This window comes from Pseudomonas sp. THAF187a, from assembly GCF_009363395.1.
GTDB classification, from domain to species: domain Bacteria; phylum Pseudomonadota; class Gammaproteobacteria; order Pseudomonadales; family Pseudomonadaceae; genus Aquipseudomonas; species Aquipseudomonas khazarica.
Genome location: NZ_CP045349.1, coordinates 1,151,118 through 1,164,508, shown reverse-complemented (window position 1 = coordinate 1,164,508; position 13,391 = coordinate 1,151,118). Strand labels below are relative to the sequence as shown.

Here is a 13,391-nt window from a genome sequence, read left to right as displayed (position 1 = left end):
GCAGGCGGTTTGGTTATTTTGGAGAAGTGAAATGACTGTTGAATTTGCCCTGAATGCCGAAGTGCGTTCCGACCTGGGGAAAGGTGCGAGCCGCCGCCTGCGTCGTAACGTGTCCATGGTGCCTGCCGTGATCTACGGCGGCGAGAAAGCCCCGGCCTCCATCAGCCTGCTGGCCAAAGACCTGGCCAAGCTGCTGGAAAACGAAGCGGCTTTCAGCCACGTTCTGACCCTGGACGTTGCCGGCACCAAAGAAAGCGTTCTGATCAAAGCCCTGCAGCGCCACCCGGCCAAAGGCTTCGTTCTGCACGCTGACTTCGTTCGCGTCGTTGCCGGCCAGAAGCTGAGCGCCCACGTACCGCTGCACTTCATCAACGAAGCGACTGCCGTAGGCGTCAAACAGCAAGGTGGCGAGATCTCCCACACCATCAGCGAAGTCGAAGTTTCCTGCCTGCCGAAAGACCTGCCGGAATTCATCGAAGTCGACATGGCTGCCGTGGAAGTGGGCCAGACCGTACACATGTCCGACCTGAAGCTGCCGAAAGGCGTTGAGCTGGTTGCTCTGGCTCACGGTAACGACCTGGCTGTCTCCAACATTCACGCCTCCCGCGTGAAGGCTGAAGACGAAGAAAGCGCTGCCGAGTAATCGCAGTGCGGAACCCGCCCGGCATGCGATCACGCCGGGCGATTTCCTCGAAAGGGCTCCTGTATGACTGCCGTACAACTGATCGTTGGCCTGGGTAACCCCGGCCCCGAATACGACCAGACCCGGCACAATGCAGGGGCCCTTTTCGTTGAGCGCGTGGCGGAAAGCCAGCGCGTCAACCTCAGCGTCGATCGCAAGTATTTCGGCCTGGTGGGCAAGTTCAACCACCAGGGGCGCGAAGTTCGTCTGCTCATCCCCACCACCTACATGAACCGCAGCGGCCAGTCCGTGGCGGCCCTGGCCAATTTCTTCAAGATCAAACCCGAAGAGATTCTGGTGGCCCATGACGAACTCGACATGCCACCCGGCGTCGCCAAACTCAAGCAGGGCGGCGGCCACGGCGGGCACAACGGCCTGCGCGATATCATCGCCCAGCTCGGCAACCAGAATAACTTCCATCGCCTGCGGCTCGGCATCGGCCACCCTGGGCACGCCAGCCTGGTTTCCGGCTACGTGCTCGGACGCGCGCCACGCAGCGAACAGGAACTGCTCGACCAGAGCATCGACTTCGCCTTGGACGTCCTGCCGGAAATACTCACCGGCGACTGGACCGTGGCCATGCGCAAATTGCATAGCCAGAAGGCCACCAAGTAACCACCTTTTACCGAGGGTCACCCCATGGGATTCAACTGCGGCATCGTCGGCCTGCCCAACGTCGGCAAGTCCACCCTGTTCAACGCCCTCACCAAGTCCGGCATCGCCGCAGAGAACTTCCCCTTCTGCACCATCGAGCCGAACAGCGGCATCGTGCCCATGCCCGACCCGCGTCTGGATGCTCTGGCCGAGATCGTCAAGCCGGAAAAGGTCATCCCCACCACCATGGAGTTCGTCGACATCGCCGGCCTCGTGGCCGGTGCCTCCAAGGGTGAAGGCCTGGGCAACAAGTTCCTCGCCAACATCCGCGAGACCGACGCCATCGCCCACGTCGTGCGCTGCTTCGAAGACGAGAACGTCATCCACGTCGCCAACAGCGTCGACCCCAAGCGTGACATCGAGATCATCGACCTCGAACTGATCATGGCCGACCTCGACAGCTGCGAGAAGCAACTGCAGCGCGTGGCGCGCAGTGCCAAGGGCGGTGACAAGGAGGCCGTGGCGCAGAAGGCCCTGCTGGAAAAACTCATCCCCCACTTCACCGAAGGCAAGCCGGCGCGCAGCCTGCTGAAGAGCCTGGGTGACGACGAGAAGCGCCTGGCCAAGACCTTCCACCTGCTCACCACCAAGCCGGTGATGTACATCGCCAACGTCGCCGAAGACGGCTTCGAGAACAACCCGCACCTCGACGTGGTGAAAGCCATCGCCGAAGAGGAAGGCGCCATCGTCGTACCGGTGTGCAACAAGATCGAAGCCGAGATCGCCGAGCTGGACGATCTGGAAGAGATGCAGATGTTCCTCGAAACCATGGGCATGGAAGAGCCAGGCCTGAACCGCGTGATCCGCGCCGGCTACGCCCTGCTCAACCTGCAGACCTACTTCACCGCCGGAGTGAAGGAAGTGCGCGCCTGGACCGTCCGCGTCGGCGCTACCGCGCCGCAGGCTGCCGCGGTGATCCACACCGATTTCGAGAAAGGCTTCATCCGCGCCGAAGTGGTCGCCTACGACGACTTCATCGCCTACAAGGGCGAAGGCGGTGCCAAGGAAGCCGGCAAGTGGCGCCTGGAAGGCAAGGACTACATCGTCAAGGACGGCGACGTGATGCACTTCCGCTTCAACGTCTGACGATTTTTTCTGAACTCAGGAGAGCTCGGTAGCGTTCGACGGAATGGGAATACCTTTTAAAATCAAGGACTTGCCTAACAATACGGTCTACTGAGCGTTCCTATTGTTCATCGAGTTCTGAAAAAATCGGGGGTAGCGTTGGGAGTACTCGTGTTCAACCGTGGGGGTATTTTTCCCCGCAGTGGAGTCCAACGATGCCCGAGAATCTACTCACCGACGCCAAGATCAAGTCGGTCAAACCCACTGATCGAGACTGGAAACTTTCAGACGGCGGCGGCTTGTTCCTGCTGATCAAGCTTACCGGCGGCAAGCTCTGGCGGTGGAAGTACCGCCTGCAAGGCAAGGAAAACCTCTTTGCCATCGGCAGCTTTCCGCAAATAAGCCTTGCAGAGGCGTGTACTGCCCGAGAGAAAGCGCGCGCCCTGGTCAAGCAAGGTATCCACCCCACCCATGAGCGGCAGCAGGTTAAGCAGCGCAATCTTGAGGCGCTGGCGGAACGCAAAGGGCTTCACCACGCCCAACCGGCTTACCTACGCCATGCGTGATATGAACCTGGGCCGGGGAACAACGCCCCATTGCTGGCGCACCACCTTTTCGACCTGGGCCAACGAAAACGGGTTCCGACCCGACGCGATCGAGCGACAACTTACCCATGTGGAAAGCAACAAGGTTCGGGCGACCTACAACAAGGCGCTGCTGCTGGATCAGAGAAGGTTGCTGCTACAAGTTTGGGCGGGCTACCTGAGTGCGGCAGAGCACAGCGGCGCCGAATACACGTGGTCACCCCCTGCCAGACAGGGCGACCTCTCTCTCCGCAAGGCCCAGGGTCGTGAAAACAGGGTAATCAAACGGATTTAATGAGGCATTTAAAAAGACAATACCCTATTTAACGACTATGATTGCCCCATTTAGACCGCCTGAGCTTACATTTCCATGCACTCGCTTACCCCCGAGTACCTCACCGCGCTTCGCTTCGATGGTACCCAGGCCGCCACACTGCGCGCATTGGGCGAGTATCAGGGCAAGCAACAGCTCTACGCCGCCCAGTCTCCGGAAGCCCTCAAGGGCCTGCGCCAGATCGCAGTGGTCGAATCCACCGAATCATCCAACCGACTGGAAGGTGTCGTCGTCGCGCCCTCGCGGCTGAAGTCCCTGGTCATCCGCAATGCAGCACCGAAGAGTCGCTCCGAACAGGAGATCGCCGGCTACCGCGATGCCCTGGCGTTGATCCACGAATCGGCCGCGCACATGACCTTCAACGAAGGCGTGGTGCTGCAATTGCACACCATGCTGTATCGCTACATGCCGCAGGCCGGCGGACGCTGGAAAGCCACCAACAACGACATCATCGAACGCCATCCGGACGGCACGTCACGGCTGCGCTTCCAACCGGTCGCTGCGCATCTGACGCCGATGGCCATGGCCGATATGACCCGGCACTACGCCACCGCACTGGACCAACATCTGGCTGATCCGCTGGTGCTGGTGCCCCTGGCGATGCTCGACTTCCTATGCATCCACCCCTTCCCCGACGGCAACGGTCGCATGTCGCGTTTGCTAACCCTATTGCTGCTCTACCACTTCGACTATGCCGTGGGCCGCTACATCAGCCTGGAGCGCATCTTCGAGGAAACCAAGGAAGGCTATTACGAGACGCTGGAAGCCAGTTCGCAGGGCTGGCATCAAGGGCAGCACGACGTCAAACCCTGGCTTGACTACTTCTGGGGGGCCTTGCTGCGGGCCTACCGCGAGTTCGAAGAGCGTGTCGGCACCATCGAGCGTGGCCGAGGCAGCAAAGGCGACCGGGTGCGCGCGGAAGTCCTGGGGCGCACTCTGCCGTTTTCTATTTCGGAGATCGAGGAAGCCTGCCCTGGCGTGAGCCGGGACATGGTGCGACTGGTGTTGCGGGCGATGAAAGCCGACGGACTGATCGAGTCAACCGGCAAGGGGCGTGGAGCAAAGTGGCTTCGCACCAATCAATTGGGTGAGAAATGAGTACTCAAAGAAACATCGTTAGCCACGGCATCCGAGACAACCACACCCGCGGCAAGGTGTCCGACTTCCTGGCCGAGAAAATGGCCGCAGGCAGCCAACTCTCCGTGGTATCTGCCTACTTCACCATCTATGCCTACGACGCCCTGGCCAAGCAACTCGATGAGATTGACCATCTAAACTTCCTGTTTGGCGAACCCCGTTTCATCGCCTCGCTCGCCCCGGACAAGACCGACAAAAAGGCCTTCAAGATTGAAGACGAAGGCTTGGAGTTGGCCAACCGCTTGCAACAGAAGGAAATTGCCCGCCGTTGCGCCGCATGGCTGCGCGACAAGGTCGATATCCGCTCGGTTCGCCAGGCCAACCTCCTGCACGGCAAGCTCTACCATATCGACGACGGTCGACGTGGGCACGCCCTGCTAGGCAGTTCCAACTTCACCCGGCGCGGCTTGGGCTTGTCCGACACGCCCAACATCGAACTGAACCTCATCGTCGATGGCGACCGCGACAGGGCGGACCTCAAGCAATGGTTCGATGAAATCTGGAGCGACGAAAAACTGGTCGCCGACGTCAAGGCCGACGTTCTGCGCTACCTGGAGCAGCTTTACGTCGATCACGCGCCAGAGTTCATCTACTTCAAGACGCTCTACCACGTCTTCGAGCGCTTCCTGTCCGGGCAGGAAGCCGACGCCGCGCTGTTCGACCAGACCGCCATCATCGACACCGAGATCTGGAAGGCTTTGTTCGAGTTCCAGAAAGACGGCGTCAAAGGCGCCATCCACAAGATCAACCAGCACAACGGCTGCATCCTGGCCGACAGTGTGGGCTTGGGCAAAACCTACTCGGCGCTGGCGGTCATCAAGTACCACGAACTGCGCAACCACCGCGTGCTGGTGCTGTGCCCCAAGAAGCTGCGCGACAACTGGACGGTCTATCTCGCCCAGAACAACAGCGAACTCAACCCTTTTCTCAAGGATCGCTTCGCCTATACAGTGCTCTCGCACACCGATCTGTCCCGTGACAGCGGGCGCGTCGACGGCATCGACCTGGCAACGCTCAACTGGGGCAACTTCGACCTGATCGTCATCGACGAATCGCACAACTTCCGCAACAACACCAAAGGCAAGCACGACGAAGACGACAACCTCATCCGCAAGAGCCGCTACGAGCGGCTGATGGACGACATCATCAAGACGGGCGTCAAGACCAAGGTACTGCTGCTTTCCGCAACCCCGGTCAACAACGACCTAAAGGACCTGCGCAACCAGATCTATTTCGTCACCGAAGGGCGCGATACCGCCTTCTCCCAGAGCTTCGGTATCAACAGCATCAAGGACACGCTCACCGTCGCACAGAAAACCTTTATGGAATGGGCCAGGCGCTCCGGCGAACGGGATGCACGCGACTTGATGGAACGCCTCTCCGCCGGGTTCTTCACCCTGCTGGACGAACTCACCATCGCCCGCTCACGCAAGCACATCCAGAAGTACTACCGGGCCTCGATGGCGCAGATCGGCCAGTTCCCCAGGCGCAGGAAGCCGGAATCCGTGTTCTCCGAAATCGACCTTAAAGGCCGCTTTCTCTCCTATGACAAGCTGAACGACGAGATCGACAACTATCAGCTTTCCATCTTCAAGCCATCCAAGTACGTGCTGGATAAGTTCAAGACGCAGTACGAAGACCACCGCTTCAAGAACTTCAGTCAGGAGAACCGCGAGCAATTCCTGATCGGCATGATGAAGGTGAACTTCCTCAAGCGCCTGGAAAGCTCGGTACGCTCCTTCGCCATCACCATGGAGCGTACTGTCAGCAAGATCGAAAACCTGGAAGAACGGCTCAAGCAATTCCTGCAACACCAGGCCAATACGGCGGAAGATATCCAGCCCGATTTGTTCGCGGAACCAGCCGAAGAAGACGAAGAACTTGCCCAAGCCTTCCAGGCGGGCACCAAACTCAAGTACCGCATGGAGCACATGGATGTGGCCGCCTGGCTCGCCGACCTGGCCACCGACAAGCAGCAGCTTTCGCTACTGGCCGATGCTGCCCAGGCCGTCGATGCCGCACGCGACGCCAAGCTTGCCGAACTCAAGCGCCTAATCGAACACAAGGTTCGCCACCCCAGCATCAACGCACAGGGAGAGGAAAATCGTAAAGTAATTGTGTTCTGCGCCTTTGCCGATACCGCTGCCTACCTGTATGAAGAATTGGAAGACTGGTCGCGCAACACGCTGGGCATTCACATCGCCCTGGTGTCAGGTGGCGCGCGCCCCAACCGCAGCACCTTCGGCCTGGCCGAGTTCACCCGTATCCTAACCAACTTCGCCCCCCGCGCCAAACAGCGGGGCAAAATGAAGTCCATGCCGCAGGATGGCGAAATCGACCTCCTCATCGCCACCGACTGCATCTCCGAAGGCCAGAACCTGCAGGACTGCGACTACCTCATCAACTACGACATCCACTGGAATCCGGTACGCATCATCCAGCGCTTCGGCCGCATCGACCGCATCGGCAGCCCCAACCAGGCCATCCAGCTCGTCAACTTCTGGCCCACGCCCGACCTCAACAAGTACATCAACCTCAAGAACCGCGTCGAGGCGCGCATGGCGCTGGTCGATATCGCCGCCACGGCGGAAGACAACATCCTGCAAGCGGAAGACCTGGAAGACCTCATCAAGCAAGACCTGCGCTACCGCGACAAGCAACTGCTCCGGCTCAAGGATGAAGTGCTGGATCTGGAAGATTTCAACGAATCCGTCGCACTGGGCGAATTCACGTTGGACGATTTCCGCATCGAGCTGGCCACCTACATCGAGGCCAACCGCGAGAAGCTGGAAGAAGCCCCCTTCGGCCTCTACGCAGTGGTGCCACCACATGCGGAATACAGCACCATCAAGCCCGGCATCATCTACTGCCTGAAACAGCGCATCGACGCCACCGGCAACGAAGCAGTGAACCCGCTGCAACCTTACTTCCTCGTCTACATCCGCGACGACGGCGAGGTGCGCTACAACTTCACCGTACCCAAGCAGGTGCTGGAAATATTCCGAGCGGTCTGCCAGGGCCAGACCGAACCGCACGCCAAGCTGTGCAAATTGTTCGATGAAGAGACCGCGCACGGGCAGGACATGAGCCGCTACAGCGGCCTGCTCGACAAAGCCGTGGCCGCCATTGCCACGCAGTTTGGCCGCAAGAACGCGGGGAATCTGTTTGCAGGGCGGGGAGGCAAGCTCACCGATGCCGCCAAGCAGATCAAACACTCCAACGATTTCGATCTCATCACCTGGTTGGTGATCAAGGACGCGAACAATGTCTGAGAAAAACGCTGCCCTTCTTCAGTCCATTCAGGACTCTCTGCAAAACCTTGCCAGCGAATCGTTGGCAGAGGGTGCCGCCGCCCTGTTGAGTGTGCTGGGCTACAGCAGCGACAAGACAGCCGACCTTGGCTACAGCGCGGAAGAATTGCTTGAGAACATCGAACAATTTCGACCGGAGCTGGGTGGAATCAGCCGAGCGAAGGTACAGGCTGATCGCTGGATATCCTGCGCTTTCCTGTTCCAGCTCACCAACGACGAAATACCCTCATTGGCCTTGGGCCAAGCGCCCTTGGGTGCCAACGGCAAGCTGGTTGAAAGCCAGATCGAATCCTTCGTCTTCCTTGCCATCGACTTGCAGGGTGAGCAATGGTCGCGTACTCAACTGGCCACCATCGCGCGTGAACTGAACAAGAGGTTCCCCATGCCGGCCATTATCCTGTTCCGGCAGGAGGCCCTGCTTTCTTTGGCGGTAATCGACCGCCGCCAGCACCTGCGCGACGCCAGCCGTGACGTGATCGACAGCCGCATCACCGTCATCAAGGATGTCCGGCTTACCTCGCCACATCGGGCACACATTGACATTCTTGCAAGTCTCGCCTTGGCGAAGCTGGGCGACAAACGCCGCCCCAGCAATTTCCGCGAGCTGTACGACGCCTGGATCGGAACGCTATCAACACAGAAACTCAATAAAGAGTTCTATCAGCAACTGGCATGGTGGTACCTATGGGCCACCAAGGAAGTGGAGTTCCCCAAGGGCGGCGGAGAAAAACGGGAAGATCGCAACACCATCGGTGTCATCCGTCTGCTCACTCGCCTGATCTTTGTCTGGTTCATCAAGGAACGGGGCCTGGTGCCCGAAGCCTTGTTCGAGCGCAATGCACTCCGTTCCCTGCTCAAACAGGCTCCTGACGCAGCACCGGACGAAAGCAACTACTACCACGCCATCCTGCAAAACCTCTTCTTCGCCACCCTCAATCAAGAAATGGGCGGCGAACGTCGCTGGGCAACAACCGGCAGCGGCATGAAGAACGACTACCTGATCTCACTGATTTACCGCTATCAGGAAGCCTTCAAGCACCCAGATACAGTGCTGCAAGACTGCTTCGCCAATGTGCCCTTCCTCAACGGTGGCTTGTTCGAGTGTCTGGACGAGCAACTGAGTGACGATGACCTTGCCCGCCGCCCGGAACTGAAGAAACTGGTGGTGCAGGAGGGTAACGGATCGGTGTTGCGTATCGACGGTTTTTCACGTCGCACCGATGCCCAGGCCAAAGTACCCAACAAGCTCTTTTTCGGCGGCACGGAAGATGCCGCTCTGAACACCGAGTTTGAAACCAAGGGCAAGCGCTATCCCATCAAAGGACTGATCGACCTGCTGGACAGCTACAGGTTCACGGTGGACGAGAACACACCACTGGATGAAGAAGTGGCGCTGGACCCCGAATTGCTGGGCAAGGTGTTCGAGAACCTGCTGGCCAGCTACAACCCGGACACCCGCAGCACCGCACGCAAGCAGTCAGGTTCCTTTTACACCCCGCGTGAAGTGGTGGACTACATGGTGGATGAGGCACTCATCGCCTACTTCACCCGCCATCTTCCCGATGGAGAACAACGCGAACAGGACTTCCGCCAGCTACTCTCCCACGCCGACACTGACCATGCCTTCAGCGAAGCAGAGGCTGATGCACTCGTGGTCGCCATTGAGCAGCTCAAGGTGCTGGACCCAGCCTGCGGCTCCGGTGCTTTTCCGATGGGTATGCTGGCCAAGCTGTTCGTGGCATTGAAAAAGCTGGACCCGGACAATCAGCGCTGGCGCGAACAGAACCTTGCCCCGCTGCAACAGCGCCTAGCACTGGCAAAGAAAACCCCAGACCCTGTTCAACGCGACGTAGAAATCGACGACGCGGAAGCTGCGCTGGAAAAACACAAGAAGGACTTTGCCGACCCGGCCTACGCTGACTACACTCGCAAGCTCTATCTGATCGAAAAGTGCATCTTCGGCTCGGACATCCAGCCTATCGCCGTGCAGATAGCCAAGCTGCGCTTTTTTATTTCGCTCATCGTCAGCCAGCCGGTTGACCGCAGCAAGCCTAACTGGAACATCACCCCGCTGCCCAACCTCGAAACCAAGATCGTCGCCGCCAATACCCTGTTTGGCGTGCCGCGCCACGGTGTACAAGGTTCCCTGCTGGACGATCCGGCCATTGCCGAGAAAGAGGCCGAACTGCGCGACGCTAATGCCGCCTATTTCACCTCGCGCACTCGCGCCACTAAGAAGCGCCGCAAGGAGAAGGTGCAAAAGCTGCACGAAGAACTGGTGGCCTTGCTCAAGCGTGATGGTTTTGTGACCGCACGCGATGCCGAACGCATGGCACGCTGGGACCCCTTCGACCAGAACCGCTTTGCCGACTTCTTCGACGTGGAATGGATGTTTGGTATGCCGCGTGCGCAGGACAATTCAGAAGCGGTGTTCGACATCGTCATCGGAAACCCTCCTTATGTGCGGCACGAGGACATCAAGGAACTCACGCCTGTCCTCAAAGGCGAATATCAGTATGAGTGCGCTGCCAGTCGCGCGGATCTATACGTCTTCTTCTACGAACGTTCGGTCAAACTGCTCAAACCACATGGCGTAATTTCTTTCATCACATCCAACAAGTGGTACCGAGCCAAATATGGAGAGAACCTGCGTCTGTTCATGGCAACAAACACTCGTCTCAAAAACATCATCGACTTTGGCGATGAAGCAGTTTTCACAGCTATTGCCTATCCCACTATTGTTATTGCAGCCAGACGTGAAAAGCCGGTTAATCCTCCACCTGCAACTGACGTAGTGCGTGCACTGAACTGGCAACAAGAACATCCAGTAGAAACCTTCCCCTTTGTTTTCGCTAATGAAAACTTTCAAATCCCTCAATCTGAGCTTAAAAAAGATGGATGGCAGTTAGAACTACCCGAAAAAAGGAAATTGCTGTCGCACATGCTCGCGAGTGGAAAGCCGCTCGGAAATTTTGTCAATGGGCATTTTTATAGAGGCATTACCACGGGATTTAATGATGCTTTTGTTATTAGCGAGGAAACGAAAAATAAGCTAATTTCCGCAGATATAAATTCTGCAGAACTAATAAAACCGTACATAAGAGGCCGCGATATTGCTCGCTGGAAAGCAGAGCCAACTGGCTTTTATTTGATCGCCTTTCCGTTTGGGTTTCATAAAAAATTAGAAAATTACCCCGCTGTGTTGGAGCACCTTACGCAATTCGAGGTGCCGCTACGCAAGCGAGGGCAATGTACGTCATCGCGGAATGGCAAAAGTGAAGGCCAGCACCACTGGCTGGAGCTCGACAACAATCCTAAAGAATCTTACTTTTCTGCCTTTGAGAGACCAAAAATAGTTTCTACGAAGGTCTCTGTACAGCCGACATTTGCATTTGATACGAGTGGTTCATACTTGGCAAACACTGCATATTTTATTGCCGTTGGTGAGCTTGGAAATTATCTTCTGCCTCTACTGAATTCCAGCATTTCCGGATTTTATGCCAGATCAGTCTTTGTCGGAAAACAGAATGGTTGGTATGAGGTTCAACCAAATGCGCTGGAAGCATTTCCGGTTCCAGATCCGAACAGGCTCCAAAAAGAAATCATTGAAGTATCTGGGGCTATTGCCACTGCATACAGTGATTCTCGTTTCGAGCAACTGATCAACGGACTCGTTTTCGAGTTGTTTTTCCCCGATGAACTGCATGCCGCGAATATTCGCCTGTTCGACGCTTGCGAAGCTGCTGGTGTTGGCAAGCTGGCCGCGCTGCAAGGCGATGCCTTGGCCAAGGCTGCAGAGGAAACGGCAGGAATTATCTTCGCCAATGACCACCCCATTTACGCCATGCTCTTCGATCTACAAGCACTAGAAGTGGTGCGCATCATCGAGGGCAAGGAATGAGTATCCAGCAGCCCGTGTCGCAACCTGCGCCCGCAGCTCCGGCAACCCCCTTGCGCATCAAGCGGCTGACGCTCACGGACTTTCGCGCCTTTCCGGGACCAGCACCTGCACACTTCGATCTGGATGGTAAGAACCTGCTTGTGTATGGCGAGAACGGGGCGGGGAAGTCCTCTCTCTTTTATGCACTGTCCGACTTCTTCTCGCTCAAACGCAGTAGAAACCTGCGTGCGTATAAGAATGTATTTTCAGGAGAACCGGAAACCGCTTGCGCTGTGGACGTTGAATTCAACGATGGCGTACCAGGTGCAAAGTGGTTCTTGCAAGCAAGTTCCGGCGCAATAGGAACTGCCTCCTCCGGTAGTCACGCTCTTGGAGGTACTGGTCTGGCTCGTGAGCGGCATCCTGCCGCAGTTTCCAGAGGTGGCGATGCACGCGTGACCCAGGCCGCGTTGCGCCGCGCCTGTTTGGATTACCGGGCGCTGCTCGACACAAACTATAAACAGGGTGATGGCGCGATCAATCTGTTTGACATCGCCTTGGAGAGATTGCTGGCCGACTTCCCTGTGCCTGTGGCAGGCGGAGTGACGCACACCATTGGTGAGCTATGGCAGGCTGTGGAACGGGCAAGGCCCGTCAAACATACCCAGGCAGCGTTGGCTAGGGTGAATCAGGCCTGCGCGGATTTCAACAATGGCTTTAATCAAGCCCTGACGACACTCCATCCCCTTGTTGGCACTTTACTGGGTGATCTGATTGGTGCAGACGTGGCCGTTGCGCCATTCGCTTTTGGCGGCATTACTTACACAGCAGCCTACTACAAGCGCGATCGCGAAATTGCTGGCCGTTCACTCACATTGAGCGTCAGTTATCGAAGCCACCAGCTTTCGGTACCGCAGCATTTCCTGAACGAGGCCCGCCTCTCCGCACTGGCATTAGCGATCTATTTGGCGGGGCGGCTGGCATGCACACCGACGGCCACTACAACGGCGCTGAAGCTGCTGGTGCTGGACGATGTACTGATCGGCCTCGACCACTCGAACCGCCTGCCAGTTTTGGATGTGCTCAATTCAAAGTTCGCCGACTGGCAAATCGTACTGCTCACCCACGACCGCAACTGGTTCGACCTTGCGCGCTCGCACCTGCCAGAAGCCAACTGGAAATGCGTAGAAGTATATGAAGGCGATGGCGCTGCAAACGCGCCCATTCCCATCGTACGTTCCACCCAGAACAGACCGGCACGCGCCCTGCTGGAGAAGGCCAAGGAACTGATTGCAACGCCCTATGTGGAAGCTGCTGCCAACTACGCCCGACAAGCCTTTGAGCTTGGGGTACGCGCCGCCTGCGAGTTGAAGAGGATCGAGATGCGTTATTGCTCCGAGCCCAAGGCACATCAAGCGCAGGATTTTCTGGATAAGTTGAATTCATGGAGGGCAACCGGAAGCGTCAAGCAGGCGGATTGGGATGCGGCTCTTCAACGCTTGGAGACGTTGAAGAATGTAGTCATGAACCCCTACTCACACCCGAGTGCCCCCAACATACCCAAGCAAGAGGTCGAGCAAGCCATCGCTGCTGTTGATGACTTCTTGAAGCTGGTGGCGAAGAAATGAATCAATCTGAACTCATTCGATTTCTGCGCTGCCTGACTGCTACTTGGAAGGACCAGGTAGCGAGCGACTTCGGCAGGCTGATGAAATCATGAAGTAGAGCCAACAAGTATGCTCCG

The 13,391-nt window shown here is 57.4% G+C and carries 7 protein-coding genes and 1 pseudogene; all 8 read left to right on the top strand.

What is annotated here, in order from left to right; genetic code table 11:
• Nucleotides 1-31 precede the first annotated feature (31 nt).
• The gene (locus FIV02_RS05310; RefSeq protein WP_037046878.1) at nt 32-643 is read left to right on the top strand and encodes a 50S ribosomal protein L25/general stress protein Ctc; all 612 of its coding nucleotides are present in this window, start codon (nt 32-34) and stop codon (nt 641-643) included.
• A gap of 63 nt (nt 644-706) precedes the next feature.
• Nucleotides 707-1,297 (top strand): aminoacyl-tRNA hydrolase, encoded by a 591-nt coding sequence (gene pth / locus FIV02_RS05305; protein ID WP_152488011.1) that lies wholly within the window; start codon nt 707-709, stop codon nt 1,295-1,297.
• A 24-nt stretch (nt 1,298-1,321) separates the two neighbouring features.
• Nucleotides 1,322-2,422 carry a redox-regulated ATPase YchF gene (gene ychF / locus FIV02_RS05300; protein WP_037046873.1) on the top strand — a complete coding sequence of 367 codons (1,101 nt, stop codon included), beginning with the start codon at nt 1,322-1,324 and terminating at the stop codon, nt 2,420-2,422.
• A 194-nt stretch (nt 2,423-2,616) separates the two neighbouring features.
• A pseudogene (locus FIV02_RS25090) lies at nt 2,617-3,193 on the top strand (integrase arm-type DNA-binding domain-containing protein); the annotation flags it as partial.
• A gap of 162 nt (nt 3,194-3,355) precedes the next feature.
• A complete protein-coding gene (locus FIV02_RS05290; RefSeq protein ID WP_152488010.1) occupies nt 3,356-4,417 on the top strand; it encodes a Fic family protein in 1,062 nt (353 codons plus the stop codon).
• Complete coding sequence (locus FIV02_RS05285) at nt 4,414-7,728, top strand: helicase-related protein (RefSeq protein ID WP_152488009.1); 3,315 nt, start codon at nt 4,414-4,416, stop codon at nt 7,726-7,728. The genes FIV02_RS05290 and FIV02_RS05285 overlap by 4 nt, the downstream gene beginning before the upstream one ends.
• Entirely contained in the window at nt 7,721-11,668 is a 3,948-nt protein-coding gene (locus FIV02_RS05280) for an Eco57I restriction-modification methylase domain-containing protein (RefSeq protein ID WP_152488008.1), read from the top strand. Before FIV02_RS05285 ends, FIV02_RS05280 begins: the two co-directional genes overlap by 8 nt.
• Nucleotides 11,665-13,275, top strand: a complete 1,611-nt coding sequence (locus FIV02_RS05275) for an AAA family ATPase (protein WP_152488007.1) — start codon at nt 11,665-11,667, stop codon at nt 13,273-13,275. Before FIV02_RS05280 ends, FIV02_RS05275 begins: the two co-directional genes overlap by 4 nt.
• Nucleotides 13,276-13,391: the final 116 nt, after the last annotated feature.